Source organism: Pseudomonas sp. NBRC 111140 (assembly GCF_001320885.1).
Lineage (GTDB): Bacteria > Pseudomonadota > Gammaproteobacteria > Pseudomonadales > Pseudomonadaceae > Aquipseudomonas > Aquipseudomonas putida_P.
This window is the reverse complement of the sequence record NZ_BCBQ01000059.1, coordinates 1-26,775: the sequence shown is the minus strand read 5'-3', so window position 1 is coordinate 26,775 and position 26,775 is coordinate 1. Positions and strand designations below refer to the sequence as shown.

26 protein-coding genes and 1 pseudogene are annotated in these 26,775 nt (G+C 61.7%); 7 read left to right on the top strand and 20 right to left on the bottom strand.

The window, feature by feature from the left end; genetic code table 11:
* Positions 1–103 precede the first annotated feature (103 nt).
* The 3 genes from APH42_RS18605 to APH42_RS18595 form a co-directional block, all read right to left on the bottom strand.
* Positions 104–409 carry an HU family DNA-binding protein gene (locus tag APH42_RS18605; protein ID WP_012274843.1) on the bottom strand — a complete coding sequence of 102 codons (306 nt, stop codon included), beginning with the start codon at positions 407–409 and terminating at the stop codon, positions 104–106.
* A 187-nt stretch (positions 410–596) separates the two neighbouring features.
* The gene (locus APH42_RS18600) at positions 597–1,745 is read right to left on the bottom strand and encodes an NAD(P)/FAD-dependent oxidoreductase (protein WP_060493971.1); all 1,149 of its coding nucleotides are present in this window, start codon (positions 1,743–1,745) and stop codon (positions 597–599) included.
* Positions 1,746–1,761: 16 nt separating this feature from the next.
* The gene (locus tag APH42_RS18595) at positions 1,762–1,929 is read right to left on the bottom strand and encodes a rubredoxin (protein ID WP_003253349.1); all 168 of its coding nucleotides are present in this window, start codon (positions 1,927–1,929) and stop codon (positions 1,762–1,764) included.
* Positions 1,930–2,102: 173 nt separating this feature from the next.
* Between APH42_RS18595 and APH42_RS18590 the strand changes: the two genes are divergently transcribed.
* Positions 2,103–2,660 carry a chorismate lyase gene (locus tag APH42_RS18590; protein WP_012274845.1) on the top strand — a complete coding sequence of 186 codons (558 nt, stop codon included), beginning with the start codon at positions 2,103–2,105 and terminating at the stop codon, positions 2,658–2,660.
* The gene (ubiA, locus tag APH42_RS18585; RefSeq protein ID WP_012274846.1) at positions 2,660–3,550 is read left to right on the top strand and encodes a 4-hydroxybenzoate octaprenyltransferase; all 891 of its coding nucleotides are present in this window, start codon (positions 2,660–2,662) and stop codon (positions 3,548–3,550) included. The genes APH42_RS18590 and ubiA overlap by 1 nt, the downstream gene beginning before the upstream one ends.
* A gap of 33 nt (positions 3,551–3,583) precedes the next feature.
* Here ubiA and APH42_RS18580 read toward each other — a convergent pair whose 3' ends face one another.
* Complete coding sequence (locus tag APH42_RS18580; protein ID WP_060493970.1) at positions 3,584–3,952, bottom strand: hypothetical protein; 369 nt, start codon at positions 3,950–3,952, stop codon at positions 3,584–3,586.
* Positions 3,953–4,124: 172 nt separating this feature from the next.
* On the opposite strand from APH42_RS18580, the gene phoB reads away from it, so the two are divergent.
* The 3 genes from phoB (at position 4,125) to APH42_RS18565 (ending at position 7,738) form a co-directional block, all read left to right on the top strand.
* Complete coding sequence (gene phoB, locus APH42_RS18575; RefSeq protein ID WP_003253341.1) at positions 4,125–4,814, top strand: phosphate regulon transcriptional regulator PhoB; 690 nt, start codon at positions 4,125–4,127, stop codon at positions 4,812–4,814.
* A 48-nt stretch (positions 4,815–4,862) separates the two neighbouring features.
* Positions 4,863–6,170, top strand: coding sequence for a phosphate regulon sensor histidine kinase PhoR (phoR, locus tag APH42_RS18570; protein ID WP_012274848.1), 1,308 nt, complete (start codon positions 4,863–4,865; stop codon positions 6,168–6,170).
* 227 nt (positions 6,171–6,397) lie between these two features.
* Positions 6,398–7,738 (top strand): hemolysin family protein, encoded by a 1,341-nt coding sequence (locus APH42_RS18565; protein WP_012274849.1) that lies wholly within the window; start codon positions 6,398–6,400, stop codon positions 7,736–7,738.
* Positions 7,739–7,771: 33 nt separating this feature from the next.
* On the opposite strand, the gene APH42_RS18560 is transcribed toward APH42_RS18565, so the two are convergent.
* From APH42_RS18560 to APH42_RS18505, 12 genes are all read right to left on the bottom strand, one after another.
* Positions 7,772–8,668, bottom strand: coding sequence for a peptidoglycan DD-metalloendopeptidase family protein (locus tag APH42_RS18560; RefSeq protein ID WP_012274850.1), 897 nt, complete (start codon positions 8,666–8,668; stop codon positions 7,772–7,774).
* A gap of 114 nt (positions 8,669–8,782) precedes the next feature.
* Entirely contained in the window at positions 8,783–9,673 is an 891-nt protein-coding gene (locus tag APH42_RS18555) for a response regulator (RefSeq protein ID WP_012274851.1), read from the bottom strand.
* Positions 9,674–9,826: 153 nt separating this feature from the next.
* Positions 9,827–10,597: a phosphate signaling complex protein PhoU gene (gene phoU, locus APH42_RS18550; RefSeq protein ID WP_012274852.1), complete on the bottom strand. Its 771-nt coding sequence runs from the start codon at positions 10,595–10,597 to the stop codon at positions 9,827–9,829.
* 63 nt (positions 10,598–10,660) lie between these two features.
* Positions 10,661–11,494: a phosphate ABC transporter ATP-binding protein PstB gene (gene pstB, locus APH42_RS18545; RefSeq protein ID WP_060493972.1), complete on the bottom strand. Its 834-nt coding sequence runs from the start codon at positions 11,492–11,494 to the stop codon at positions 10,661–10,663.
* Between the two features lie 72 nt (positions 11,495–11,566).
* A complete protein-coding gene (gene pstA / locus APH42_RS18540; RefSeq protein WP_176729470.1) occupies positions 11,567–13,183 on the bottom strand; it encodes a phosphate ABC transporter permease PstA in 1,617 nt (538 codons plus the stop codon).
* Between the two features lie 71 nt (positions 13,184–13,254).
* Positions 13,255–15,543: an ABC transporter permease subunit gene (locus APH42_RS18535; RefSeq protein WP_012274855.1), complete on the bottom strand. Its 2,289-nt coding sequence runs from the start codon at positions 15,541–15,543 to the stop codon at positions 13,255–13,257.
* A gap of 138 nt (positions 15,544–15,681) precedes the next feature.
* Positions 15,682–16,680 (bottom strand): phosphate ABC transporter substrate-binding protein PstS, encoded by a 999-nt coding sequence (locus APH42_RS18530; RefSeq protein ID WP_012274856.1) that lies wholly within the window; start codon positions 16,678–16,680, stop codon positions 15,682–15,684.
* A 159-nt stretch (positions 16,681–16,839) separates the two neighbouring features.
* Positions 16,840–17,565, bottom strand: coding sequence for an S-type pyocin domain-containing protein (locus tag APH42_RS30525; RefSeq protein ID WP_256217836.1), 726 nt, complete (start codon positions 17,563–17,565; stop codon positions 16,840–16,842).
* A complete protein-coding gene (locus APH42_RS30520) occupies positions 17,543–18,355 on the bottom strand; it encodes a bacteriocin immunity protein (RefSeq protein WP_060493967.1) in 813 nt (270 codons plus the stop codon). Before APH42_RS30520 ends, APH42_RS30525 begins: the two co-directional genes overlap by 23 nt.
* Positions 18,345–18,818 carry a DUF6392 family protein gene (locus APH42_RS18515; RefSeq protein WP_060493966.1) on the bottom strand — a complete coding sequence of 158 codons (474 nt, stop codon included), beginning with the start codon at positions 18,816–18,818 and terminating at the stop codon, positions 18,345–18,347. The genes APH42_RS30520 and APH42_RS18515 overlap by 11 nt, the downstream gene beginning before the upstream one ends.
* 3 nt (positions 18,819–18,821) lie before the next feature.
* Positions 18,822–21,410: an S-type pyocin domain-containing protein gene (locus tag APH42_RS30515; RefSeq protein ID WP_060493965.1), complete on the bottom strand. Its 2,589-nt coding sequence runs from the start codon at positions 21,408–21,410 to the stop codon at positions 18,822–18,824.
* 127 nt (positions 21,411–21,537) lie between these two features.
* Positions 21,538–22,827, bottom strand: a complete 1,290-nt coding sequence (locus tag APH42_RS18505; protein ID WP_012274859.1) for an MFS transporter — start codon at positions 22,825–22,827, stop codon at positions 21,538–21,540.
* Positions 22,828–23,187: 360 nt separating this feature from the next.
* On the opposite strand from APH42_RS18505, the gene APH42_RS18500 reads away from it, so the two are divergent.
* Together APH42_RS18500 and APH42_RS18495 are read left to right on the top strand one after the other, a co-directional pair.
* On the top strand, positions 23,188–23,586 hold the full coding sequence (locus tag APH42_RS18500; protein ID WP_012274860.1) for an acyl-CoA thioesterase: 399 nt from the start codon (positions 23,188–23,190) through the stop codon (positions 23,584–23,586).
* Positions 23,587–23,657: 71 nt separating this feature from the next.
* Positions 23,658–24,554, top strand: a complete 897-nt coding sequence (locus APH42_RS18495; RefSeq protein ID WP_060493964.1) for a D-hexose-6-phosphate mutarotase — start codon at positions 23,658–23,660, stop codon at positions 24,552–24,554.
* Positions 24,555–24,616: 62 nt separating this feature from the next.
* Here the strand turns inward: APH42_RS18495 and APH42_RS18490 are convergent, their stop codons facing one another.
* The 4 genes and pseudogenes from APH42_RS18490 to APH42_RS18475 form a co-directional block, all read right to left on the bottom strand.
* Positions 24,617–25,150, bottom strand: a complete 534-nt coding sequence (locus APH42_RS18490) for a DUF3299 domain-containing protein (RefSeq protein WP_012274862.1) — start codon at positions 25,148–25,150, stop codon at positions 24,617–24,619.
* A gap of 48 nt (positions 25,151–25,198) precedes the next feature.
* On the bottom strand, positions 25,199–25,444 hold the full coding sequence (locus tag APH42_RS18485) for a GlsB/YeaQ/YmgE family stress response membrane protein (protein ID WP_012274863.1): 246 nt from the start codon (positions 25,442–25,444) through the stop codon (positions 25,199–25,201).
* 108 nt (positions 25,445–25,552) lie between these two features.
* On the bottom strand, positions 25,553–26,635 hold the full coding sequence (locus tag APH42_RS18480) for a 5-(carboxyamino)imidazole ribonucleotide synthase (protein ID WP_060493963.1): 1,083 nt from the start codon (positions 26,633–26,635) through the stop codon (positions 25,553–25,555).
* Positions 26,636–26,645: 10 nt separating this feature from the next.
* Positions 26,646–26,775: pseudogene (locus APH42_RS18475) on the bottom strand (5-(carboxyamino)imidazole ribonucleotide mutase); the annotation flags it as partial.

Genomic DNA, 26,775 nt, shown 5'->3' with positions numbered 1-26,775 from the left:
TCTTAACGACCTGATTATGCAAGTTCGCAGCAGTTACTGCGTGTAAAGCACAACGGGCGCCATGAAGGCGCCCGTTCGGGATCAACGCGTCGTCAGCGCAAGCTTACTTTTTCTTGGCGGCCTTGCTAGGCGCGGCTGGGGGATTGACGCTGTCCTTGAGGTTCTTGCCTGGCTTGAAGGCCACGGTGTTGCTGGCCTTGATCTTGACCGGCTCGCCGGTTTGAGGGTTCTTGCCGGTACGTGCACCGCGATGGCGTTTTTCGAAGGTGCCGAAACCGACCAGGGTCACGGTGTCCTTGTCCAGGGCACCGGTGATGCTGTCGAGAATCGCGTTCAAAACCTGATTGGCCTTTTCCTTGGTCAGATCGGCCTTTTCGGCGATGACGGCGGCGAGTTCTGGTTTGCGCATAGTGAAGCCTCTTTGACGGAATTCTTGTTGTTATGCCGTGCTGCCTTTAGGAGCAGCGCTCAAGGCACCGCAGGCTCTAATCTGCGGCAGACGGGAGTGAGAATGGCACGTGCTCAGAGGCCGCGCCAGTATCAGGCCGGCCATTGTGCGGGCAACAACAGGATAAATCCGACAGAACGCCCTCTATTTACGCCATTACCGGTGGCAACTGGCGATTCAGTGACAGCTTGTCCATCACGGCTGCCCCGGTCAGGGCATAGCCCAACAATTTGCCGTCAGCGCCATGGCAGAGCACCTTGAGGTCACTGCCCTGCCCCTCCACCTGCCAAGTCCCTTCGTTGCCCAGAGGCGGTGGCGAAACCACCAGCGGGCAGGCCGGGGTTTTCACGGTAATCGGCATCGGCCCGTAGGCAACCGCGGTCGGCTTGCCTGCCAGGGTTTGGGCCAGTGCCCGCGCACAACTCATCAGCGGCATCACATAGAGCAGGTTGATGCCATCCACTTCGGCACAGTCACCCAGGGCAAAGATGTTGGCGTGGGACGTGCGCAATTCGCGGTCTACGCTGACACCACGATTGGTCCGCAAGCCGGCTGCGGCGGCCAGGTCGGTACGCGGGCGCAGGCCGATGGCCGATACCACCAGGTCGCACGCGATCACGCTGCCATCCGACAGGTGCGCCTCCAGGCCTTGAGCTACCTGTTGCAGGCGGGTCAGCACCGGCCCCAGGTGGAAGCTTACGCCCAGGCCCTGCAGCCCAGCCTGCACCGCCGCTGCGGCAGCCGGGTGCAGCAGCGGCGGCATGACTTGTTCGCATGGCGCCACTACATCGACCTTGAAGCCGCCCAGGCTCATGTCGTTGGCGAATTCGCAGCCGATCAGGCCGGCACCGAGAATCAGCACACGCTGCTTGCCGACGGCGGCGGCACGGAAGCGCGCGTAGTCTTCCAGGTCGTTGATCGGGAACACCAGGTGGCTGCCATCACCCTCGATCGGCACCTGCACGGTCTGTGCGCCCCAGGCCAGCACCAGGTCGCGGTATTCCACGGCCTCTTCGCCGATCCACAGCCGCTTGTGGCCCGGGTCGATGCCGCTGATGCGGGTGTGGGTGCGGATTTCAGCGTTCAGCTGTGCGGCCATGACGCCCGGCTCGGCCATGCACAGGCCGTCGGCGTCCTTCTGCTTGGCAAAGCCCATGGACAGCATGGGCTTGGAGTACGAACGACCGTCGTCGGCGGTGATCAGCAGCAGCGGCGTCTGCGCATCGAGCTTGCGAAATTCACGGGCCAGGTTGTAGCCCGCAAGGCCGGTACCAATGATTACCACAGGGGACGTCATGTCGTGCTTTCCTCGATTAGCCGATGGAGATCATTTCAAAATCGCTTTTGCCGACGCCGCAGTCGGGGCACAGCCAGTCTTCAGGCACATCTTCCCAACGGGTGCCAGGGGCGATACCGTCGTCGGGCCAGCCTTCGGCTTCGTCGTAGATCAGGCCACAGACAATACATTGCCACTTTTTCATGGGGGTGGATTTCCTCGGTTCAGGCTTGGTTTCGTGTTGCTGCTGAGGGCCCTGTCGCAGGTGCCGACGCGCAATTCATGGGGGGCTTTTTATCGGCCCTGCCCGCAGTATGCAAGCACTCGGGGCAATCATGCTAAGCTCGCCGCCTCTCTGGTTGTAACAAGCAGACCGACGTGTCGTACGAATCCCCGCTAGCAGCCGCTGTCGCGTGGCTGCCGTATTCACAGCTGGCGACCGACATCGACCAGCCTACTCTTGACTGGCTGTTCGACGAGGGCTCGCTGACTCGCCGCCTGACCCGCCTGTCCTTCGATCACTTCTCCGTCACCCCGCTGTTCGAGGGCTGGCAGCCGCTGCGCGATGACGAATGCCAGGCGCTGGGTATCGCCGCCGGCGCCGAAGGCTGGGTGCGCGAGGTGTACTTGCGCGGCCATGGCCAACCTTGGGTGTTCGCCCGCAGCGTGGCCAGTCGCAGCGCCCTGGAGCGTGGTGGCCTGGACCTGGAAACCCTGGGCAGCCGCTCGCTGGGCGAGTTGCTGTTCTGCGACCAGGCATTCATCCGCCACCCGCTCGAAGTGTGCAGTTATCCACAGGCCTGGCTGCCGCCCGAAGCCGCCCATGCGGCGCTTTGGGGCCGCCGCTCGCGCTTCGAGCGTGACGGCCTGGACCTGCTGGTGGCAGAAGTGTTCCTGCCGGCATTGTGGCAAGCGGCCAAGGAGGAAAACCGCTGATGTACCTGCAACTGCTCAAGTCGCTCAACCGCCTGCACCCGCGGGCCTGGGACTTTGTCCAGCTCAGCCGCATGGACCGCCCGATCGGCATCTACCTGCTGCTATGGCCGACGCTGTCGGCAGTGTGGATTGCCGGCAACGGTTCACCGACCTTGGCCAATGTGCTGATCTTCGGCCTTGGCGTGGTGCTGATGCGCGCGGCCGGCTGCTGCATCAACGACTTCGCTGACCGCAAGGTGGATGGCCACGTCAAGCGCACCGCCGACCGCCCCCTGGCCAGTGGCCGCGTGCGGCCACGCGAGGCGCTGGCACTGTTTGCGATGCTGGTCGGGGTGAGTTTCCTGCTGGTGCTGTGCACCAACAGCCGCACGGTCTGGCTGTCGTTCGGCGCGGTGGCGTTGGCGTTCTGCTACCCGTTCATGAAGCGCTACACCTACTACCCACAGGTGGTGCTGGGGGCGGCGTACTCCTGGGGTATTCCCATGGCTTTCACCGCCGCAGGTGGCGAATTGCCGGCCAGCGCCTGGCTGCTGTACATCGCCAACCTGTTATGGACGGTGGGTTACGACACCTACTACGCCATGGTCGACCGCGATGACGACCTGAAGATTGGCGTGAAGTCCACAGCGATTCTGTTCGGTGACGCGGACCGCAACATCATCCTGACCTTGCAGTTGCTGTCGCTGGGGTGCTTGTTGTTGGCGGGTAGCCGCTTTGACCTGGGGGGCTGGTTCCACCTGGGGCTGCTGGGCGCTGCGGCGTGCTTTGCCTGGGAATACTGGTCGACACGCAAGCTGGACCGGGAGTCGTGCTTTAAGGCGTTTCTGCACAATCACTGGGCGGGGTTGCTGGTGTTCATTGGGGTAGTGCTGGATTACGCGTTTCGCTGAATAGGTTGGGGCCGCTGTGCGGCCCCGGCAGTTTCAAGGCTTGGCGACGTGCCACACGTCTTTGACGCCATCACCCGTCATGTCCCCAGCCTTCTTGTCCTTGACGAAGGTATACAGCGGCTTGCCGTCATAGGCCCATTGCATCGAGCCGTCATCACGCTTTATCTGCGTCCACTTGCCCTCGGCTTTTTCGCCATCCATCACTTTCAGCGGCGGCCAGTTGGTGGCGCAATCGCCATTGCACATCGACTTTCCACCGGCATCCTTGTCGAAGGTGTAAAGGGTCATGCCGGCATGATCGACCCACATGCCGTCCTTCTCCATGGCATGGTGGGCGGACGCCACCCCCGGAAGCGCCAGCGCAGCGAAAAGGGCCATCCAGCTCAGCGTTTGTCGTGTCATTGGATTCACCATTGTTTCGGGGGAATTGAGTTCGGGTTGCCGCGATTGCGGCCCTTTCAAGCCTAGTTCAGTCATGGAATGTCGCCAGAACGGCCAACACCCTGTCACACAGCTGCAATAATTCCGTTATCTAATGCGGGCCAAGACACCGAATCCAGGAGAGGTTTTGAGCATGGTTGGCAGGAACATTCTGATCGTCGACGACGAAGCGCCCATTCGCGAGATGATCGCCGTTGCCCTGGAAATGGCCGGCTATGACTGCCTGGAAGCGGAAAACTCCCAACAGGCCCACGCGATCATCGTCGACCGCAAGCCGGACCTGATCCTGCTCGACTGGATGCTGCCGGGCACCTCCGGCATCGAGCTGGCCCGCCGCCTGAAGCGCGATGAGCTGACGGGCGACATCCCGATCATCATGCTCACCGCCAAGGGCGAAGAGGACAACAAGATCCAGGGCCTGGAAGTGGGTGCCGACGACTACATCACCAAGCCGTTCTCGCCGCGTGAGCTGGTTGCACGACTGAAAGCCGTGCTGCGCCGTACCGGCCCGAGCGACAGCGAAGCACCGATCGAAGTCGGCGGCCTGCTGCTCGACCCGATCAGCCACCGCGTGACCATCGACGGCAAGCCGGCCGAGATGGGCCCGACCGAATACCGCCTGCTGCAATTCTTCATGACCCACCAGGAGCGCGCCTACACCCGTGGCCAACTGCTGGACCAGGTGTGGGGCGGCAACGTCTACGTCGAGGAGCGCACCGTTGACGTGCACATCCGTCGCCTGCGCAAGGCGCTGGGTGAAGCCTACGAAAATCTGGTACAAACCGTCCGTGGCACTGGCTACCGCTTCTCGACCAAGAGCTGATCGAGTTCAAAAGCGCCAAGCTGCACGTCGTTGTACAAGGACCGTCAATTGAACCAGAACTGGCATGCAACCCTGATTCGCCATCTGCTGTTGCTGATTACCGTCTGCCTGATCGGCGGGCTGGTCAGCGGCTACTATGGCTGGAGCCTGGCCATTGGCCTGGCGCTCTACCTGGGCTGGACCCTCAAGCAACTGCTGCGCCTGCATGACTGGCTGCGCAATCACCAGCCCGACGAAGCACCGCCCGATGGTTACGGCCTGTGGGGCGAGGTGTTCGACAGCATCTACCACCTGCAACGCCGCGACCAACGTGTTCGGGGCCGCCTACAGGCCGTGATCGACCGGGTGCAGGAGTCCACCGCCGCGCTACGTGACGCAGTGATCATGCTCGACAGCGACGGTAACCTGGAATGGTGGAACCGCGCTGCCGAGACCCTGCTGGGCTTCAAGACCCCGCAGGACGGCGGCCAGCAAGTGACCAACCTGGTACGCCACCCGCGCTTCAAGGAATACTTCGAGGCAGAAAACTACCTCGAGCCGCTGGAAATCCCTTCGCCAATCAATGACCGCATGCGTGTGCAGTTGCACATCACCCGTTACGGCAACAACGAACACCTGATGCTGGTGCGCGATGTCACCCGCATTCACCAGCTGGAACAGATGCGCAAGGACTTCGTCGCCAACGTGTCGCACGAGCTGCGCACGCCGCTGACGGTGATCACCGGCTACCTGGAAACCCTGCTGGACAACGTCGAAGACGTGAACCCACGCTGGAGCCGCGCACTGCAGCAGATGAGCCAGCAAGGTTCGCGCATGCAGACCCTGCTCAACGACCTGTTGCTGCTGGCCAAGCTGGAAGCCACCGATTACCCCTCGGACAACCAGCCGGTGGCGGTCGATGCCCTGCTCACTGCCATCAAGGGCGACGCCCAGGCCCTGTCCGGGCCGCGCAACCAGCGCATCAGCCTGGAAGCTGCGCCTGGTTTGAAGCTCAAGGGCAGCGAGTCGGAGCTGCGCAGCGCCTTTTCCAACCTGGTATTCAACGCGGTCAAATACACTCAGGACGAAGGCAACATCCGCATCCGCTGGTGGGCCGATGCCCAGGGTGCGCATCTGTCGGTGCAGGATTCGGGGGTGGGCATCGATGCCAAGCACCTGCCACGCCTGACCGAGCGTTTCTACCGTGTAGATTCCAGCCGTGCGTCGAACACCGGCGGTACCGGGCTGGGGCTGGCAATCGTCAAGCATGTGCTGATGCGCCACCGCGGCAAGTTGGAAATCAGCAGCGTGCCGGGGCATGGCAGCACCTTTACCTGTCACTTTGCGCCGGCACAATTGGCCAACGGCAAGGCTTGAGGGCCTCGGGGGCTGCTTTGCAGCCCATCGCGACACAAGGCCGCTCCTACACGGGATCGCGGTCTCCTGTAGGAGCGGCCTTGTGTCGCGATGGGGCGCAAAGCGCCCCCAAAGAATCCATCGCCCTTTGCTTTTGCGGCCCCAGCCGCTACATTGGATCCCCTGTGCCAGCAAAAGCTGGCACTTTTTTTCTCTATCTCAAAGACGGACCCCGTAAAAACTCCATCATGGACCCTTCCCCTGGTATCAGCCTCACCTCGTTATTCGCCGACTTCGGCATGATCATCTTTGCCTTCCTGCTGGTGCTGCTCAACGGCTTCTTCGTTGCCGCCGAGTTCGCCATGGTCAAGCTGCGCGCCACCCGCGTAGAGGCCATCGCCGAGCAGCACGGCTGGCGCGGCAACATCCTGCGCAAGGTACACAACCAGCTCGACGCCTACCTGTCGGCCTGCCAGTTGGGCATCACCCTCGCCTCGCTGGGCCTTGGCTGGGTGGGTGAGCCCGCCTTCGCCCACCTGCTGGAGCCGCTGCTGGCCTACTTTGGCGTGGACAGCGCCGAGCTGGTCAAGGCGATCTCGTTCTTCGTCGCCTTCTTCGTCATCTCGTACCTGCACATCGTGGTTGGCGAGTTGGCCCCCAAGTCCTGGGCCATTCGCAAGCCAGAACTGCTGTCGTTGTGGACGGCCGTGCCGCTGTACCTGTTCTACTGGGCAATGTACCCGGCCATCTACCTGCTCAATGCCAGCGCCAACACCATCCTACGCATTGCCGGCCAGGGCGAGCCCGGCCCGCACCACGAGCACCACTACAGCCGCGAAGAACTGAAGCTGATCCTGCACTCCAGCCGCGGTCAGGACCCAAGCGACCAAGGCATGCGCGTGCTGGCCTCGGCCGTGGAAATGGGCGAGCTGGAAGTGGTCGACTGGGCCAACTCGCGTGAGGACATGATCAGCATCGACGCGCATGCGCCGCTGAAGCAGATCCTGGCCCTGGTGCGCCGCCACAAATTCAGCCGCTACCCGGTGTATGACGCCGAGCGCGAAGAATTCACCGGCCTGCTGCACATCAAGGACCTGCTGCTAGAGCTAGCTGAGCTTGAGCATTTGCCCGAGACCATCGACCTGGAAGACCTAGCCCGGCCACTGGAGCGCGTATCGCGGCACATGCCGCTGTCGCAACTGCTGGAGCAGTTCCGCAAGGGCGGCGCGCATTTCGTCCTGGTGGAGGAAGCCGACGGCAAGGTAATCGGCTACCTGACCATGGAAGACGTGCTGGAAGTGCTGGTAGGCGATATCCAGGACGAACACCGCAAGACCGAACGCGGCATCCTCGCCTACCAGCCGGGCAAGCTACTGGTACGCGGCGACACACCGCTGTTCAAGGTCGAGCGTCTGCTGGGCATCGACCTCGACCACATCGAGGCAGAAACCCTGGCCGGGTTGATCTACGAAACCCTCAAGCGAGTGCCTGAAGAAGAGGAAGTGCTGGAGGTCGAAGGGCTGCGCATCATCATCAAGAAGATGAAAGGGCCCAAGATCGTGCTGGCCAAGGTACTGAAGCTGGATTGAGGGCCATGGGGCTGCTTTGCAGCCCCAAACATCTCAGGGGTTACCCGCAGTAAAGTCGGGCAACCCGCTGATTGGCCTGTCGAACCGGTAAGGTATCGACTCCAGCGCCAACCCCACATTGCGCTGCACCACGAAATGCAGGTGCGGCCCTGTGCTGTTGCCGGTATTACCCGACTTGGCCAGCATCTGCCCCTGCCGTACCCGCTGCCCCTCCGCCACCACCACCGAGCCACGCATCAGGTGCAGGTAAACGCCCATGGTGCCATCCGGGTGCAGGATCCTGACAAAATTGCCCGACGGGTTGGGCTCGCGCCCGCTCTGGCTGTTCTGCATCTTCACCACCACCCCTTCCCGCGCCGCGATGATGGGCGTGCCTTCGGGCATGGCGATATCCATGGCATAGCGCCCCTTGGGTCCAAAATGACTGACACGGCCATTGGGCCCCTGGGTGACGCGGAACGGCCCGCCGATCCACGGGAACGCATAGCGAAAGCCCTGGGGCCGTTTGCCTGGGTCACCCATGGCCTGTAGCAGGGTCGAACGGTAGTTCAGCAGCAGCCCTGGCCGCCCCCTGAGCACGCTGAGCATCTGCGTGGTGCGCGGCGGTAGCAGCCGGCGCACGATACGCGGGGCATCGCCGCCTTGTGCGTTCACCAGGTTGTCCAGCCGTAACTCGACCTCTACCGGCACATGCAGCTCGTTGCGTGCCGAGAAGCTCACACCACCGTCGAAGGTTTTTGCGTTAAGCAGCACCTGGCCTTCGAGCGTTTCGACCATGGGTTCGAGCAACACCAGGGGCTTGGCGCCGGGGCCGGGCCGGTCGGAGTAGGAGATCACACCGGATTCGTCGGTGATCTTGTAGAGCGTCACACCCAGGCTCGACGCCGAGGCCATGAGCAATGCACAGAACAGCAGCAGGCGCGCGGGCATGATAGTGGCTTTTTGACAGTTATGATCTGTCGAAGCCTAGCAGCGGGTTTTGTGGCGGGTATTGCAGTTGGTCGGATGGCGCAGGAGCAGCCCTGTGCTGCCCCTGCCCCTGCCTCAGGCGCCGGGGGTGAAGTGCTTCTGCGCAGTCCCTCGGGCAATCAGCCGCGACAGGTAGTCGAGCTTCTGGGCATCCTGGTCGACGAACTTGAACGTCAACTGCAGCCAGTCACTGTCAGGCTTGGGCTCCAGCGCCGCGACAGCATGCAGGTAACCGTTCAGGCGAGCGACTTCGGCGCTTTCGCCCTGCTCCAGGTCCAGCACCGCACCTTCGAGCACCTGTGGCAGCGCTTCGCTGCGGCGTACCACCAGCAGCGCTTCTTTCAGGCTAAGCGCCTTGATCACGCACGGCTGCATGCCACTGGCCAGGCGCAGCTGGCCCTGACCACGGCCGCTCGGCGCGGAGGCAGCAGGTGCGGGCGCCGTGACCAGAGGCTTAGCCGGTGCTGGCGCAGGCGCCGAAACCTTGACCGCTTCCGGCTTGCCGGCGGTCAGCGCGTTCAACGAATCGTTCGCGAACGCCGAATTGGTACGCGCCGGGCCAATAGCCATCAGGCTGTCGAGCTTGCCGATCTTGGTCAGGGCTTTTTTCACCTTGGTCAGCAGTTGTTCGTTGGTGAACGGCTTGCCGACAAAGTCGGAAACGCCCGCCTGGATCGCCTGAATGACATTTTCCTTGTCGCCACGGCTGGTCACCATGATGAACTGAAGGTGCTTCAGCGCAGGCTGCTGGCGGCACCAGGTGAGCAGCTCCAGGCCGGACATTTCCGGCATTTCCCAGTCGCACAGGACCAGGTCGAACGCTTCCTTGCCGAGCATGGCCATGGCCTTGCGACCATTGACCGCGTCGTCGATGGCCATGCCCGGGAAGGCATTGCGCAGGCACTTGCGGACCAGGTCACGGATAAACGGGGCGTCATCCACGACCAGCACATTCACTTTACTCATCGATACTCCTTCTGAATCCCGACTAGCCTACTGCCAAGTACTGGCCATTTGCTACAACCTGGTCACGCCGGGATCGTTCGCGGGTGCCTGCCGGCTCTCGACCGCAAACGAAAACGCCCGGCCAAGGCCGGGCGTCGATGCTCGGGAGCAACCTTATTTATCGTCAGATTCACCTGGAACATTAGCCTTTTCGCCGTCGACGACAGCAGTGCCCTGCACTTCTGCAGTCATGCGCTTGAGGCCCATGTGCCGCACGTCGGTGCCGCGCACCAGGTAGATAACCAATTCGGAGATGTTGCGCGCATGGTCGCCAATACGCTCCAGCGAGCGCAGCACCCAGATCACGCTCAACACCCGCGAGATAGAACGCGGGTCTTCCATCATGTAGGTCACCAGCTCACGCAGCGCTGTCTTGTATTCGCGGTCGATGGTCTTGTCGTACTGGGCCACCGACAACGCCAGGTCGGCATCGAAGCGAGCAAAGGCGTCCAGCGCATCGCGGACCATGTTGCGCACCTGGTCGCCGATGTGGCGCACCTCGACGTAGCCGCGTGGCGACTCGCCTTCTTCGCACAGCTGGATAGCGCGGCGGGCGATTTTGGTCGACTCGTCACCAATGCGCTCCAGGTCGATCACCGACTTTGAAATGCTGATGATCAGGCGCAGGTCGGAGGCCGCCGGCTGGCGGCGGGCGAGGATGCGCAGGCACTCCTCGTCGATGTTGCGCTCCATCTGGTTGATCTGCTCGTCGACCTCACGCACTTGCTGGGCCAGGCCAGAGTCGGCTTCGATCAGCGCGGTCACCGCGTCGTTGACCTGCTTTTCCACCAGCCCGCCCATGGCCAGCAGGTGGCTGCGCACCTCTTCGAGCTCGGCGTTGAACTGCTGGGAAATGTGATGGGTAAGGCTTTCTTTGTTGATCATCATTCGCTCCGCGAAGAAGCTGCAAGCTTCAAGTAGTTCGTCTCGTTCCCTGGCGGGTCGGGCTTAGCCGTAGCGCCCGGTGATGTAGTCTTCGGTCTGCTTCTTCGCCGGGTTGGTGAACAGGGTATCGGTATCGCCGAATTCGACCAGTTTGCCCATGTACATGAACGCGGTGTAATCCGAAACACGGGCCGCCTGTTGCATGTTGTGGGTCACGATGACGATGGTGTACTTGGATTTCAATTCGTAGATCAGCTCTTCGACCTTCAACGTCGAGATCGGGTCCAGCGCGGAGCAGGGTTCATCGAGCAACAGCACCTCCGGCTCCACGGCGATGGTGCGGGCGATGACCAGGCGCTGCTGCTGGCCACCGGACAGGCCCAGCGCCGACTCGTGCAGGCGATCTTTCACCTCATCCCACAAGGCCGCGCCCTTCAACGCCCATTCGACGGCTTCATCCAGCACGCGCTTCTTGTTGATGCCCTGGATGCGCAGGCCGTAGACGACGTTCTCGTAGATGGTCTTGGGGAACGGGTTGGGCTTCTGGAACACCATGCCCACACGGCGGCGCAGCTCGGCCACGTCTTCGCCCTTGCGGTAGATGTTGTTGCTGTACAGGTTGATGGCGCCTTCCACGCGGCAACCGTCAACCAGGTCGTTCATGCGGTTGAAGGTGCGCAGCAGGGTCGACTTGCCGCAGCCGGACGGCCCGATGAAGGCGGTCACGCGCTGCTTGGGGATGTTCATGCTGACGTCGAACAACGCCTGCTTGTCGCCGTAGAACAGGCTCAGGCCCGGTACTTCGATGGCCACGGTTTCTTCGGCCAGGCGCAGGCTCTGCTTGTTGCGGCCCAGGGCAGACATGTCGATGCCGTGGGTATGGGAATCTTGCTGCATGGTCAACTCCATACGCTATCAATTCGTTTCAAAGGGCCGCCCGGCGTTCGGGCGGCACGCTTGCAATCAGGGTCAGCTGTCCAGCGCCTTGTACTTCTCGCGCAGGTGGTTGCGGATCCACACGGCCGACAGGTTGAGGGTGGCGATCACCAGCACCAGCAGCAGCGCCGTGGCATATACCAGCGGCCGCGCGGCTTCGACGTTCGGGCTTTGGAAGCCGACGTCATAGATATGGAAGCCCAGGTGCATGATCTTCTGGTCCAGGTGCAGGTACGGGTAGTTCCCGTCCACCGGCAGCGACGGCGCCAGCTTCACCACACCCACCAGCATCAGCGGCGCCACTTCACCGGCAGCGCGGGCCACGGCGAGGATCATGCCGGTCATCATGGCCGGGCTGGCCATTGGCAGGACGATCTTCCACAGCGTTTCCGCCTTGGTCGCACCCAGCGCCAGCGAACCTTCACGCACGGTGCGTGGGATACGCGCCAGGCCTTCTTCGGTCGCCACGATCACCACCGGCACCGCCAGCAGTGCCAGGGTCAGCGATGCCCACAGCAGGCCAGGGGTGCCCAGGGTCGGCGCCGGCAGTGCTTCGGGGAAGAACAGGCGGTCGATCGAGCCACCCAGCACGTAGACGAAGAAGCCCAGGCCGAACACGCCGTAGACGATCGCCGGCACACCGGCCAGGTTGTTCACAGCAATGCGGATCAAACGGGTCACCGGGCCTTGCCTTGCGTATTCACGCAGGTAGACAGCGGCCAGCACGCCGAACGGGGTGACGATCACGGCCATGATCAGGGTCATCATCACCGTACCGAAGATGGCCGGGAAGATACCGCCCTCGGTGTTGGCTTCACGCGGGTCGTCGCTGAGGAACTCCCAGACCTTGGCAAAGTAGGTGCCCAGCTTGGTGAAACCGGACATGCCGTTCGGCTGGATGGCGTGCACCACCTTGCTCAGGTTGATTTCCACTTCACGGCCATTGCCATCGCGCGCCACCAGGCTGTCGCGGGCGAAGGCTTGGTGCAGGCCGGTCAGGCGGTCTTCGATGGCCTTGTAGCGGCTGTTCAGCTCGGCGCGGTCGGCGTCCATGTCGGCCTGGGCGGCAGCGTCCAGCTTGCCGTCCAGTTCCAGCTTGCGGGCCTGCAGGCGTAGGCGTTCGAGGCCATGGTTGATGGCACCGATGTCCTTCTTTTCCAGTTGCTGCAGCTCGCCATTAAGCTGGTTGGCACGCTTGAGACGGGCTTGCAGCTCGGTCCAGGCTGCAGGGCCTTCGGCAACCACGCGGCCTTGTTCCTTGACGCTGACCAGGTAGCCGTAGAAGTTACCCCACTCGCGGCGCTCCAGGGCCATCAGGTCGGCCGGGCGCTGTTCGTCGACCAACCAATCGCCAACCACCCAGGTGAAGTCGCTGCCGTTGAGGTCGCGGTTACCCACCTTGATCAGCTCGCGGGTCATGAACTCCGGGCCTTGGTCCGGTACCGGCAGGCCGGCGCCCTTGAGGCGGGCACGCGGCACCTCTTCCTTTTGCACCACTTCGCCGATAACGATGTGATCAGCCTGGCCCGGCACCTTGTAGGTGGCCTGGACAAGATCGGCCGGCCAGAAGTGGCCCAGGCCGCGCACGGCGATCACCGCCAGCAGGCCGACGGTCATGATCACCGCCATGGCCACCGCGCCGCCGCTCATCCAGACGCCTGGGGCGCCGCTCTTGAACCAGCCTTTGAGGGAATCCTTTTTCACGGATCGCTACCTTTCTATCAAAGCGACGAGTATTTCTTGCGCAGACGCTGGCGAATCAGCTCGGCCAAGGTGTTCATGATGAAGGTGAACATCAGCAGCACCAGGGCGGCCAGGAACAGCACGCGATAGTGGCTGCCACCGACTTCCGATTCCGGCATTTCCACGGCCACGTTGGCGGCCAGGGTGCGCATGCCTTCGAACAGGTTCATTTCCATCACCGGGGTGTTGCCGGTGGCCATCAGCACGATCATGGTCTCGCCCACTGCCCGGCCCATGCCGATCATCAACGCCGAGAAGATGCCTGGGCTGGCGGTGAGGATGACCACGCGGGTCAGGGTCTGCCAGGGCGTCGCGCCCAGTGCCAGCGAGCCGAGGGTCAGGCTGCGTGGCACGCTGAACACCGCATCTTCGGCAATGGAATAGATGTTCGGAATGACCGCGAAGCCCATGGCGATGCCCACTACCAGGGCGTTGCGCTGGTCGTAGGTGATACCTAGGTCGTTGGTGATCCACAGGCGCATGTCACCGCCGAAGAACCAGCTTTCCAGGTGCGGGCTCATGGTCAGGGCGAACCAGCCGGTGAACAGGATGACCGGGATCAGGATCGCCGCTTCCCAGCCATCCGGCACACGCAGGCGGATCGACTCCGGCAGGCGGCTCCAGACGAAGCCGGCCAGCAGGATGCCAAACGGCATCAGCAGGAACAGGCTGAACACACCCGGCAAGTGGCCTTCCAGGTATGGGGCCAGGAACAGGCCGGCGAAGAAGCCGAGGATCACCGTCGGCATCGCTTCCATCAGCTCGATCACCGGCTTGACCTTGCGGCGCATGCCAGGGGCCATGAAGTAGGCGGTGTAGATGGCAGCGGCAATGGCCAGCGGGGCGGCCAGGATCATCGCGTAGAACGCGGCCTTGAGGGTACCGAAGGTCAGCGGCGACAGGCTGAGCTTGGGCTCGAAGTCGGTGTTCGAAGCGGTCGATTGCCAGACGTACTTGGGTTCGTCGTAGTTCTCGTACCACACCTTGCCCCACAGCGCACTGAAGGAAACCTCCGGGTGCGGGTTGCGCAGGCTCAGCGGCAGCAGCTTACCGCCTTCTTCGATGATGATGCGGTTGGCGCGTGGCGACAGGGCCAGGATGCCAGGGCCTTCGGCAGCCGGCTCGACCAGCAAGGTACGGTGCGCGGTGCTGTGGAACACGCCCAGCTTGCCGTCGGCGTCGAGGGCGATGAAGCCCTTGCGGCGCTCTTCGGCATCGATCTGCACGATAGGCGCCTTGCCCATCTGGAAGGTACGAATCTGCTTGAAGCGCGATTCGCCATCCGGGTCGCGGGCCATGAACCACTGGGCCAGGCCGCCCTTGGAGTCACCGATGATCAGCGAAATGCCACCGACCAGTTGGGCCGTGGCGGTAATTTCAGTGTCGGCGCTTTCAGACAACTTGTAACGGCCGTTGAGGCTCTTGTCGCGCAGGCTGAACACGTCAGCCGTGGCGCGACCGTTGATCACGTACAACCACTGCTGGCGCGGGTCGATGAAGATGTTCTTCACCGTTTCGGTCATCTGCGGCAGGGCGATACGGTTCTGCTCGGTGGTGACCTCTTCGGTCATCATGTTTTCCGTGCGAGTCAGCTCGACCACCTGCAGGTGCGCGCCAGTGGAACCGGCCAGCAGCAAGGTGTCGCCATTGACGTTGACGCTCACGTGCTCCAGCGCGCGGCCCTGTTCGTCGAGCACGAACGGCTGCTCGCCGTACGGGTAGTCGATGCCGGGGGCGATGGTTTTCTTGTTGTCGGGATAGGTGATCTTGTAGGTGTGGTGGAACACCAGCGCCTGGCCATTGGACAAGCCAAGCACCACCAGCGGGCTGCCCGGCTGGTCGGTACTGATCGACGTGACCTGGGTGTCTGCCGGCACCGGCAGGTCGACCCGCTTGAGCGCGTTGCCGGTTTTGGTATCGAAGAACAATGCCTGGCCTTTGTCCGAAACCCGCATCCCCACCAGGTTCTGCTCTTCAAGCGCGATCATCAGCGGGTTGCCGGCATCCTGCTGCAGCCAGGTCGGCTCCAGGGCTTTCTTGCTGGTCAGCTGGGCGCCCTGGAACAGTGGCAGTACCACGTACGCCAGGTAGAAGAAGATCAGGGTGATTGCCGCCAGTACGGCAAGACCGCCGACCAGCACATACCAGCGGGTCAGGCGGTCCTTGAGCGCGCGCATGCGGCGCTTGCGTTGCAACTCGGGCGTATTGAAATCAATGCGCACGGGCTGGGAGTTTTGGGTCATGTTGGAATTGGCCAGATCATTCATGCGCACACCCTAGCGGTCCCGTGTGACAAAAACATTACAAAGTGGTGACGCGCGAAAGCCCGCCGCACAGGGAACCTGGCTTCGGACTGGAAATTCGTGGAAGAGGCCGGGCAGTGGCTCCGGCCTCTTCTTAATTACTTACTTCTTTGCAACGTTACCCGCGTGGGACAGGCCCAGGTCAGCCAGGGTCTTGTCGACGACTTTGGCCGGCAGCGGAATGTAGCCATCCTTCACCACGACCTGCTGGCCAGCTTGCGACAGCACCAGCTTGACGAACTCGGCTTCCAGCGGAGCCAGAGGCTTGTTCGGCGCCTTGTTGACGTAAACGTACAGGAAGCGCGACAGCGGGTAGCTGCCATTCAGGGCGTTGGTTTCGTTGTCTTCGACGAACTCGCCGCCTTCCTTCTTGGCCAGGGCCACGGTCTTGACGCTGGCAGTCTTGTAACCAATGCCCGAGTAACCGATGCCGTTCAGCGAAGAGCTGATCGACTGCACGACCGAAGCCGAGCCAGGCTGCTCGTTGACGTTAGGCTTGAAGTCGCCTTTGCACAGGGCTTCTTCCTTGAAGTAGCCGTAGGTGCCCGAGACCGAGTTGCGGCCGAACAGCTGGATTGGCTTGTTGGCCAGGTCGCCGGTCACACCGACGTCACCCCAGGTCTTGATCTCGGCCTTGCCACCGCACAGGCGGGTGGAGGAGAAGATGGCGTCGACCTGAGCCATGGTCAGGCCCTTGATCGGGTTGTCTTTGTGCACGAACACGGCCAGGGCATCGACGGCGACCGGGATTGCGGTCGGCTTGTAGCCGTACTTCTGCTCGAAGGCCTGCAGCTCGACGTCTTTCATCTTGCGGCTCATCGGGCCGAGGTTGGCGGTGCCTTCGGTCAGCGCGGGTGGCGCGGTGGAGGAGCCGGCTGCCTGGATCTGGATGTTTACGTTCGGATATTCCTTCTTGTAGGCCTCGGCCCACAGCGTCATCAGGTTCGCCAGGGTATCGGAACCAACGCTGGAGAGGTTGCCCGATACACCGGTGGTCTTGGTGTAGGTCGGGATCGCAGGATCGACAGCGGCTACCGCGTTGGCGGTTGCAACGCCAGCGGCGGCAAAGGTGAGGGCCGCCATCAAACGCTTCAGTTTCATGCCTTGCTCCTAGCAGGAATATTGGGGTGTTGGATGGAACGGGCCCAAGTATCGGCAGGCCGCATGAACACGATATGACTTCATTGTGACAATTGGATGAAAGGCCATCATCGGTTATCCGGGATGGCCTGACTTGATATCGCTGGGAAACTGGCGGCGCTAAAGCTCGCGGCGATCCCTGAACATGACGTATACCGGTGCCAGCCCAGCCTGCGGCGGAAACACCACGATGTAGTCATCGAATTGAACCTGCGTCAGGTCCATGAAGCGCTCTATGATAGGCACATTGGGCATGTGCAGATAGCTAATGCTCGGCGGCCGGGAGATGTCTATCGGCGGATAGGGCGCGCTGCCCTTCTGCCACAGAACGGTAACAGGCGCCCCGGTCTCGCTAGTGAATGCGAAAGCCCGCCGACCCGCATCCCAACCAGCTTCCCGCACCCGCACGCGCGAAGGCACGATGGGGCCCTGCGTCGAGGTCATCAGCACATGACAGTAACGGGTAAAGGGTTTTACACCTTTGGTGCTGCCGGAGCGGGCACCACGCACCATCGAGCACAGACGCATGGGCAGATCCACCTCTGCCCGTTCAGCGGCCAGATCGGCCCAATCCTGCCGATCTTCGTCGAGTATTTCAGCAAGTGGCACCGTCAGCCCGAAACGCGGGTCATCGCTCGGGGTTCCCTGCACAAACTCGATTAAATCCGCATACGTACCGGGGTGGTCACCTTGCAAGGAGGTCGCCTGCCACTCCAGCTCTGCCACCGCCGAGCGCACGGTCTTGATCAGATGGCGTTGCTGTTGGGCAACGTCACCGTTCAAGCCCTGCGCCATCAGCAATGCCGGGTGCAGGTTTGAGGCATCAGCTGCCGCTACCAACGTCAAAGGCCCATGCCCTGGGCCAGCCCCGGTCGCTTTGGCCAACTGGGCAATACGTGCTTCCAGGTGTTCTATCAGTGTCACACCGCGAGCGTACAACACGGAATGACGCCCTTGCGCCGGCCAAGGCCGCAGCATGACGCTGGCTACCGGCATTCATTTCTTGCAGCGCCACGGCCTGAATCGCTGCGTCCAGGAAGGGGCTGGTAGCATCACGCACGGCAGCGTCGAGTGCGAACTTGACCGACATGTGCAACCGCTCAAGTTGAAACACTGCCTGCGCAGCTTGGTGCTGAATGGATTCCAGAGCACGCAGCGTAGCAAGGCTGAAAGCCAGTTGCTGTTCCGGCGTGCTGGCCACTGGGTCAATGGTTAGCTGTTGCTCAAGTGCAGCAAGCTGCAGCGTTGCCTGCTGCTCAGCGGCATGAACCTGCGCCACCAACTTGCGCACTTTCTCCAGGTTGCGAGTGGAAGACTGGCTGGCACGCTGTTCGCTCGCCATGCTTCGAAGCTCTCTTCGCGGCTGTAAATGCTGCCCCTTGAAGGCCGGAAGGCCATTTCTCTGGTGCCACGATTTGATTGTTGCAACGATATGCTCTGGCGAGTTTATAGCGCCGACGGCATCGGCGTTTGAGTAGAACAAAAGGTCACTACCGGCGGGGTGGCCGACTATCTGGTCGAAATGATCGATGAGAGCGTTGTGCTCAGACCTCTGAGTCTCAACGTTCCATAGCGTAGTGACTAGCGATAAGAAACTTTGCTCGTCGTGATCTTGCAGTCGACTTTCAAGCTTCATCTTCCGTGCCCCTTAAAACCAGACCGGACACAACAAAATCCTTAGTGTACGAATAAATCAAATCAATATACCCAAAGCCCGCACCGGAGAGTCGATACATATCCCACCCACCCGTCTTACCTATCGGTTCCGGCATTACCAACGGCTCGCTCGTTCTTAGAGGACTACCCCAAGCAGCTCTAACAGCGCTCTTATCTAAGCAACCGTAGGGCTCAGATAAAAAATCTTTAAATTCAGGCGCCAAATCCACTCGCCTTATGATAGTTATAGCCACCGCTTTTAACATTTTGCTGTCTGAATCAAACTCAAAACTAACACCCGGCTCCGGCTCTAGGTAAAAATCCTCCGCCCCCGGGTAAAGCTTGATACGTCGCAGATTCGGATCAAGCCCATTCTCAACTAAATCAGCATAAGTCCTGTTAACGCTTTCCAGCCAAGGCTCAACTGCTACAATCCTTTTCATGCGTCACCTTTTATTAATCAGTTTTTTGAGCAATTCTGTAAGCTCCACCTTGATACCCTCAACACGTTCAGGCGAAATTCCATTTTCTATTAAACCTTTCTTTAGTGCTTCAACATTACTGCCAATAGCTGACAAGGGATCTTTGGCATCTAGAGCTTGTTTAGCTTTGGTGTTACGCCCGCCGTACGTTTCGCTGTACTTTCGATGCACTTCTGTAGGAATAACGACAGCAGGTGCACGCCTTAGTATTTGGTATATTTCATACAGTTGCAGGTCTGGAAAATTTTTCTGTAACCATCGTTTCAATGCGGATTGAGATGGAATGTGGTCCACGTCCATGTCATCCCTTATGCTGCGACGCTCCAAGTCATTATAATTCCCAGTTTCTCCGACTTCTGCAGGTTCATTATTAACCAGCCCAGGCTCCGGCAGATCTACATCACCACCGAATCCAGGAATTATGGCCCCTGTCTCGTCCGGATTCTCGCCAGGAAGTATTTCAAGACTTGGCCCCACAGGATCCAAGGTATCGCCTGGCAGAATGCCCGGCAGTAACGGCCCCTCCGGCAAGGGTGTCGGGCCGAGCAGCTCCGCGCCTGGGGCCACCAACGGCGTCCAGGTGCGTGATGGTTGGCCCTGAACAATGCCAGCATCGAACTCAAGGGCCAGACTGGCGGCGAACCACGGCTCGAACGGCAGGACCACTGCCGGCACGCCTAGAGTGTCCGCTGGTGTGTGGATTCTTAGCTGGTCAAGGTTGTACAACCCAGAGCCAACATCAACAGCTCCAACATGACGAAGCTCAAACTCGTGTCGCGCGCCGCTCCAACTTGCTCGCGGGGCCACGGGTGGAAAACCCCTGATGATTCGACGCTGATTCACCTCATCGAATTGACCGAGCAACCCCTGCTCCGCCGCAATGGCCCGCCATACCGCGCTTTCGAATGCCGGCATGCCGGTGAACAAGCGGCCGCGTAGCTGGTTACCAACCTGCACCGGCATTGCTACGCCAGCGGCAGCGCCATTCGCGGGCCACCAGTCAGCGCCAGCGACTTGGCCATTACCGCTGACAACACCAGTACCCGCCGGCGAAACTACGAATGAAAAGTACTGGGGCAGTTGACCAGGGATACAGACGATGCAGTCATCGAAGCGAAGGTCCACGCCAGCGCCAACCTCTGCAGCTTGTGGCTCAAGCGCGAGCATCCGGCCGTTGGACGGGCTTTCCGCCACCGGGGTAGCGTTACCCAGAACGATGGTTTTCCCGTCGGGCGTCTGTGCCTCGACTCGGTAGGTATCGGTGACGGGGTCGTAAACGGCATTCCTGACCCGGACCTCCGGGGCGATTCCGGCGCCTGTGGCGGCCACCGCTATCGCACTGCCACCTGGAAGACGCTCGATCTTGATGCGCTGACCCATGCGGGCCGACCCACCCGCATCGGCGATAGCCTGAAGATCCTGCCCTGGCGCAATGCCCAGCAGGTCTGCATGTATGCCCAAACCTTCGAAGTGACGCCTGCGCTGGGCTTCGGTCAGTTCGCCATTCCCCAGCGCCGGCGAATACAGCATGGCCGTGGCCGAGAGACCGACCGCCTGACCAAGGCGGATAGCTGCAACCCTCAGCACTTCCTTGGCCGCGCTAGCAATCGCCTGCTCGATAGCCGTTGCCAGCTCAGCCGCAACCTGCGCGCCTGCCTGACCAAGCAACACGCCCCCAGCCGACGCAGCCGCTACTGGCACGGTCAGCGTGGCGGCCTCCTTCAGCCGAACAAGGCGCCGGTCTTCGTCAACCTGCTGCTTGTAGCGAATTCTGGATTCGCGCAGCTCAGCGTATTGCCGCTGACGCTCCCATTCCGCCTCCCTGGCGCGCCAGAGCTGTTCCTGTTGGGCATGTTCCACAGCCAGCTCGGCTGAGCGCTGCGACAGCTGGGCAATTGCCTCCTGCAGCAAACGAGCCTCTGAGGCCGCTACGTACGCTGTTTCCCAGCCCTGATGCAGTTGCTGCATGTGTTGCGCGGTCGCCAGCCCGGCCAGTCGGGCGGCGTATGTACCTGCATCAGCATCATGGCCAGCAAAAGCCCCGGCCAACGCCTGCCGATTCGCCAACTCAAGCTGCTTGGCGGCTATAAGCCCTTTGGTTTCGTTTTGCGCTTTGGTGATCTGGTAAAGCTGCCAACGCTCACTGCCGTCGTATTCCGGGCGTTTGCGCGCTGCGTTGATCTCCTGCTGTAGCGCCTGTGCCAAGCCTTGCGCCTGGCCAGCGAAATGCGCATCAAGCTGCACGCGCCGAACTTCACGTGCCTGGCTATGAGCCTCCACTTGCTGCCTATGTAATGCAGCCAGCATTTCGGCATGAGCCCTTGCGGCTGCCGCTTGGCGAGCCTGCTCCTGGGCTCTTGCTTGCGCCAAGGCAGCAGCACGCGCTCTGGCACGCTTCTTCTTGCGACGTCGGCTGGAACCGCCAAAGCCACCACCGAAGCCACCGCCGCCGCCAATGCTGAAGAAGCCGCCCCCGCCGCTACTGGAACCTGAGGAGCCAGGGGTGATGACAACATCACCCGTGGAACTGTCATGAAGTGTGTTTTGAGCCATACAGATTCTCCTTCTCTGTATGGCTCAGGCTGACGATCTAGCCGTCGGTCACTGCGTTACTTATTCCTCTGTCCTTGTTCACGTCTTTCAACATGTTGCAGCAAACGAGAGTCAGCCCCAGCGCAGATCAGCGCTTGTTGGCGAGCAGGTACAGCCCCACAGCCAGACCAACGGCGCACAAGCCTGCCACATAGTAGGCAGGCGCCATCGGGCTCACCTTCAGCAGCGCGGTCACCACCATCGGCGTCAAACCGCCGAAGATCGCGTAGGCCACGTTGTACGAGAACGACAGCCCGCTGAAGCGCACCGCCGCCGGGAATGCCTTGACCATTACATAAGGCACCGCGCCAATCACGCCCACGCACAGGCCGGTCACGGCATACAGCGGGAACAGCAGCTCGGGCCGGGTTGGCAGGCTGTGGTAGAAGGTCCAGGAGCTGGCCAGCAGCAGCAGGCTGCCGATCACGAACACCCTGCCCGCACCAAAGCGGTCGGCCAGGCTGCCGGCGCCGATGCAGCCAAAGCTGAGCAACACAATGGCCAGGCTGTTGGCCTTGAGCGAGTCGGTCGGGCTGATGTGGTAGAAGCTCTGCAGCAGCGCCGGGGTCATCAGGATGACCACCACGATCCCGGCCGACAGCATCCAGGTCAGCAACATCGACAGGATGATCGGGCCACGGTGGTCACGCAGCACGGCGCGCAGTGGCAGCTCCTCGGCCAGTGCCTTGCGTTGCTGCATTTCGGCGAACACCGGGGTTTCGTGCAGCCAGCGGCGCAGGTAGACCGAGAACAGGCCGAACACGCCACCCAGCAGGAACGGGATACGCCAGGCGTAATCGGCCACTTCTTCCACGCTGTACACACTGTTGATCAGGGTCGCTACCAACGAGCCAAGCAGAATGCCAGCGGTCAGGCCTGCCGTCAGGGTGCCGCAGGCATAGCCGGTGTTGCGCGCTGGCACATGCTCGGAGACGAACACCCAGGCACCCGGCACCTCGCCGCCGATCGCCGCGCCTTGGATCACGCGCATCAGCAACAGCAGGATAGGTGCCCACATGCCGATTTGTGCATACGTCGGCAGCAGGCCCATGATCAGGGTCGGCACGGCCATCATGAAAATGCTCAGGGTGAACATCTTCTTGCGCCCGAGCAGGTCGCCGAAATGGGCCATGATGATGCCGCCCAACGGCCGCGCCAGGTAGCCAGCGGCGAAGATGCCGAACGTTTGCATCAGGCGCAGCCACTCCGGCATGTCGGCCGGGAAGAACAACTTGCCCACCACCGTGGCGAAGAACACGAAAATAATGAAGTCGTAGAACTCCAGCGCGCCGCCCAGGGCGGACAGTGAGAGGGTCTTGTAGTCACTGCGGGTCAGCGGCCGCGAGGGCTGCTCGATACTGCTCGGCACGGAAGTCATCGCTCGTTGTTCTCTTTGTAGGGCATGCAGGCCGCTTGGCACGCGGCTTCTGGATTGGGAGACAAGCGAAGATAGCAAATTGCCGAGCTGCGCCGAAAGCGATACAAAATCCCTACAGATATTCATGAATGCACGGTCGTCGCTGGCCGTTATGCTCTATATACTGGCAGTTCGTAGGAAAAGGTTGCTGCTAGCGTGGGATGTTGTGCGAAAACTCCGGTCTTTATGTCAGGCGGTTTCGCAGAGTTTCCCTACGGCCGCCCAGTGAAACGAAATCGGCGTAGTATGTTTCAAGCTGAATCGTTTACCCGGCCTTTGCGCCACACCAACGAAAGCGTCACGGGTCAGAGGCCCCATCGCATGATTGAGCTCGAACAAGAAGATCCGATCCCGCAAGGCGACCTGGCCTTGCAGATCACCGCACTGCCGCGCGAGACCAACGGGTTTGGCGACATCTTCGGCGGCTGGCTGGTTGCCCAAATGGATTTGGCCGGCACCGCCATGGCCAGCCGTGTTGCTGGCGGCCGCGTGGCCACCGTGGCCATCGACCGCATGGCCTTCCTGGTACCGGTGGCAGTAGGCGCGCAGCTGTCGTTCTACACCCAGACCCTGGAAATCGGCCGCAGCTCGATCCAGATGATGGTCGAAGTGTGGAGCGACGACCCGCTGTCCAGCGAATGGCGCAAGGTCACCGAAGCGGCATTCGTCTTCGTCGCCATCGACGGCAGTGGCCGCACCCGCTCCGTGCCTCGTCGCTGAGCCACGCCGGCGGTAAACTCATTGCATGTGCCCGGGTCCAAGGCCCACTGGCAATCAATGAGATGAACGCAATGGCTACCTTCCAGGTCGTAACCGAGCAACATGGCGAACTCAACTGCTGGCGTATCAGCAGCGACCGCGCCGAACTCCTGATCGCCCAGCAGGGCGCACAGATCCTCAGCTACCAGCGGGTGGGCGAACCACCGCTGCTGTGGCTGAGCGACCAGGCCATCTTCCGCCAGGGCAAGTCGGTACGCGCCGGGGTACCGGTGTGCTGGCCGTGGTTTGGCAACCTGCAACGCAACCCCGAGGCCGTGCAGGCCATGTACCACGCTGAGCAGGCACCTGCTCACGGGCTGGCGCGCTCGCGTGACTGGCAGTTGCTGGGCATCGAGGAGGTGGGCGGCGGCCTGCGCATTGAATTCGAACTGCCTGAAGCGCAGGGCGACCTGCCCGGCTGGCCTCATGACGTCGAGTTGAAGCTGGTGGTGGAGCTGGGCGAGGCGCTGAAGCTGAACCTGACCAGCCGCAACATGGGCAATACCTCCGTTACTATCAGCCAAGCCCTGCACAGCTACTTTGCCGTCAGCGATGTACGCCAGGCACGGGTCGAAGGGGTCGAGGGGCTGGGTTATATCGAAACCCTGGCGGACTGGGAACAGCGCCAGCAGCTGGGAGCACTGGCGTTTACCGGGGAGACTGACCGGATTTACCTCGACACTCCATCGCGACTGAGCATTGTCGACCCGCATTGGAACCGGCGAGTTACCTTGACCAGCAATGGATCACGTTCGGCGGTGATCTGGAACCCCTGGACCGAGCGGGCGCGGGAGCTGGCAGATATGGCCGACGATGGCTGGCAGCGAATGCTGTGCATCGAAACGGCGAATGTGTGGGATGACCTGGTGGAACTGAAGCCGGGGGCAAGTCATTCGCTGGGACTGCAGATCGGTTGTGAAATGATCTGAGTTTTGCCGTGGTTTTTCGGGCCCCTTCGCGGGTTTACCCGCGAAGGGGCCCGTGCAGATAATCAGAGGTCTGCGTCTTCCACCACCCTCACCTTCCCCGCATCCAGTGCATAGGCCGCATCGGCCAGGTCGTTGCTGACCTTTTCCACCTTCAGCTTGCCGCTGACCCACAGCGGTGTGTAGATGTCATCGATCTTCAACCCTTTCGGGTAGCGCACCAGCACCAACTGGTTCGGCGGCGGTGGCGGCACATGGATGCATGCACCTGGGTACGGCACCAGGAAAAACAGCGTGCTGTTGCCCTTGGCATCGCTTTCCAGCGGCACCGGGTAACCGCCCAAGCGGATGTCTTTGCCGTTCATGGCCGCCACGGTCTTGGTCGAGTACATCACCGCCGGCAAGCCCTTGCTCTGCTTGAGGCCACCCTTGTCGGTAAAGGTGCCCATGGCTTCTGGCGAGTTGTGGTCGATTTCGGGCATTTGCTCGAGCGCCTTCTGGTCCGACTTGGGCATCAGCTCCAGCCAGTCGGTTTCAGGCAGTTCAGCATGGGCCAGGGCGCTGGCCAACAGCAGGGGGACAAGGAAAAAGGCACGCATGGAAATGCTCGGCAACTCGGATGAATTGCCGGGCATTCTAACCAGTATTCAGCGTTTCTTGATGAATCCGTAGATCACCAGAAGGATGACCGCACCAATCAAGGCGCCAAGGAAGCCTGCTGCCTGCCCAGCCTGGTAAATGCCCAGCGCCTGGCCGCCATAGGTGGCCAACAGGGAGCCGGCAATACCCAGCAGGATGGTCATGATCCAGCCCATGCTGTCGTCGCCCGGCTTGATGAAGCGGGCCAGCAGGCCGACGATGAGGCCGATGAAGATGGTTCCAATGATGCCCATGGCAATCCCTCTGCAGTGAATATGGAACAAGCCAAAGCCTAGACGGCCTTTGGCTTGTTGCCATGTTCAGAGGGCAAGCCGCTTGCAGAAGTTCGATTTGCAGCCCGATCAGTTGCTGATCAGTGCCTCTACTTCGGCAATCTTGCGTTCAAGGGTGGCCATGTCCTGGCAGCGCAGGGTGGCATGGCCAACCTTGCGGCCAACCTTGAAGGCCTTGCCATAGTGGTGCAGGTGGCAGTCGGCGATGGCGACGACCTTGTCCACGGCCGGCACTTCACCGATGAAGTTGAGCATCGCGCTCTCGCCCACCTTGGCGGTCGAGCCCAGCGGCAGGCCGGCAACGGCCCGCAGGTGGTTCTCGAACTGGCTGCACTCGGCGCCTTCGATGGTCCAGTGCCCGGAGTTGTGCACGCGCGGGGCGATTTCGTTGGCCTTCAGGCCGCCGTCCACCTCGAAGAACTCGAAGGCCATCACGCCAACGTAATCCAGCTTCTGCAACACACGGCCGACGTAGTCTTCGGCCAGGGCCTGCAGCGGGTGTGCCTGGCTGGCCACCGACAGGCGCAGGATGCCGCTTTCGTGCGTATTGTGCACCAGCGGGTAGAAGCGGGTTTCGCCATCGCGGGCACGTACAGCCACCAGCGACACCTCGCCAGTGAACGGCACGAAGCCTTCCAGCAGGCATGGCACGCTGCCCAGCTCGGCGAAGGTACCGACCACGTCTTCTGGCGTGCGCAGCACCTTCTGGCCCTTGCCGTCGTAACCCAGGGTGCGGGTTTTCAGTACGGCTGGCAGGCCGATGCTGGCCACCGCCGCCTCCAGGCCTGCCTGCGAGAGGATGTCGGCGAAGGCCGGGGTGGGAATGCCCAGATCGCGGAACATGCTCTTTTCGAACAGGCGGTCACGGGCGATGCGCAGCGCTTCGGCGCTGGGGTACACCGGCACGAACTGCGAGAGGAAGGCCACGGTCTCGGCCGGGACGCTTTCGAACTCGAAGGTGACCAGGTCGACTTCGTCGGCCAACTGGCGCAGGTGGTCCTGGTCGCCGTAGTCGGCACGCAGGTGCTCGCCCAGGGGCGCGGCGCAAGCGTCCGGCGCCGGGTCGAGGAAGGCGAAGTTCATGCCCAGCGGGGTGCCCGCCAGGGCCAGCATGCGGCCCAGCTGGCCGCCACCGATTACACCGATCTTCATGGGTTGAGCCTCAAGCCTGGCGCGGGTCTGGGTTGTCCAGCACGGTGTCGGTCTGTTCCGTGCGGAACTGCTTCAACGCCGCGTGGTACTGCGGGTACTTGGCGCCAAGGATACTGGCCGACAGCAATGCAGCGTTGACC

Coding starts and splice junctions, on each gene's coding strand:
- APH42_RS18605 (WP_012274843.1), bottom strand. CDS start 409: ATGCGCAAACCAGAACTCGCCGCCGTCATCGCCGAAAAGGCCGATCTG.
- APH42_RS18600 (WP_060493971.1), bottom strand. CDS start 1,745: ATGACGTCCCCTGTGGTAATCATTGGTACCGGCCTTGCGGGCTACAAC.
- APH42_RS18595 (WP_003253349.1), bottom strand. CDS start 1,929: ATGAAAAAGTGGCAATGTATTGTCTGTGGCCTGATCTACGACGAAGCC.
- ubiA (WP_012274846.1), top strand. CDS start 2,660: ATGTACCTGCAACTGCTCAAGTCGCTCAACCGCCTGCACCCGCGGGCC.
- APH42_RS18580 (WP_060493970.1), bottom strand. CDS start 3,952: ATGACACGACAAACGCTGAGCTGGATGGCCCTTTTCGCTGCGCTGGCG.
- phoB (WP_003253341.1), top strand. CDS start 4,125: ATGGTTGGCAGGAACATTCTGATCGTCGACGACGAAGCGCCCATTCGC.
- APH42_RS18565 (WP_012274849.1), top strand. CDS start 6,398: ATGGACCCTTCCCCTGGTATCAGCCTCACCTCGTTATTCGCCGACTTC.
- APH42_RS18560 (WP_012274850.1), bottom strand. CDS start 8,668: ATGCCCGCGCGCCTGCTGCTGTTCTGTGCATTGCTCATGGCCTCGGCG.
- APH42_RS18555 (WP_012274851.1), bottom strand. CDS start 9,673: ATGAGTAAAGTGAATGTGCTGGTCGTGGATGACGCCCCGTTTATCCGT.
- phoU (WP_012274852.1), bottom strand. CDS start 10,597: ATGATCAACAAAGAAAGCCTTACCCATCACATTTCCCAGCAGTTCAAC.
- pstB (WP_060493972.1), bottom strand. CDS start 11,494: ATGCAGCAAGATTCCCATACCCACGGCATCGACATGTCTGCCCTGGGC.
- pstA (WP_176729470.1), bottom strand. CDS start 13,183: ATGAGCGGCGGCGCGGTGGCCATGGCGGTGATCATGACCGTCGGCCTG.
- APH42_RS18535 (WP_012274855.1), bottom strand. CDS start 15,543: ATGAATGATCTGGCCAATTCCAACATGACCCAAAACTCCCAGCCCGTG.
- APH42_RS18530 (WP_012274856.1), bottom strand. CDS start 16,680: ATGAAACTGAAGCGTTTGATGGCGGCCCTCACCTTTGCCGCCGCTGGC.
- APH42_RS30520 (WP_060493967.1), bottom strand. CDS start 18,355: ATGAAGCTTGAAAGTCGACTGCAAGATCACGACGAGCAAAGTTTCTTA.
- APH42_RS18515 (WP_060493966.1), bottom strand. CDS start 18,818: ATGAAAAGGATTGTAGCAGTTGAGCCTTGGCTGGAAAGCGTTAACAGG.
- APH42_RS30515 (WP_060493965.1), bottom strand. CDS start 21,410: ATGGCTCAAAACACACTTCATGACAGTTCCACGGGTGATGTTGTCATC.
- APH42_RS18505 (WP_012274859.1), bottom strand. CDS start 22,827: ATGACTTCCGTGCCGAGCAGTATCGAGCAGCCCTCGCGGCCGCTGACC.
- APH42_RS18500 (WP_012274860.1), top strand. CDS start 23,188: ATGATTGAGCTCGAACAAGAAGATCCGATCCCGCAAGGCGACCTGGCC.
- APH42_RS18495 (WP_060493964.1), top strand. CDS start 23,658: ATGGCTACCTTCCAGGTCGTAACCGAGCAACATGGCGAACTCAACTGC.
- APH42_RS18490 (WP_012274862.1), bottom strand. CDS start 25,150: ATGCGTGCCTTTTTCCTTGTCCCCCTGCTGTTGGCCAGCGCCCTGGCC.
- APH42_RS18485 (WP_012274863.1), bottom strand. CDS start 25,444: ATGGGCATCATTGGAACCATCTTCATCGGCCTCATCGTCGGCCTGCTG.
- APH42_RS18480 (WP_060493963.1), bottom strand. CDS start 26,635: ATGAAGATCGGTGTAATCGGTGGCGGCCAGCTGGGCCGCATGCTGGCC.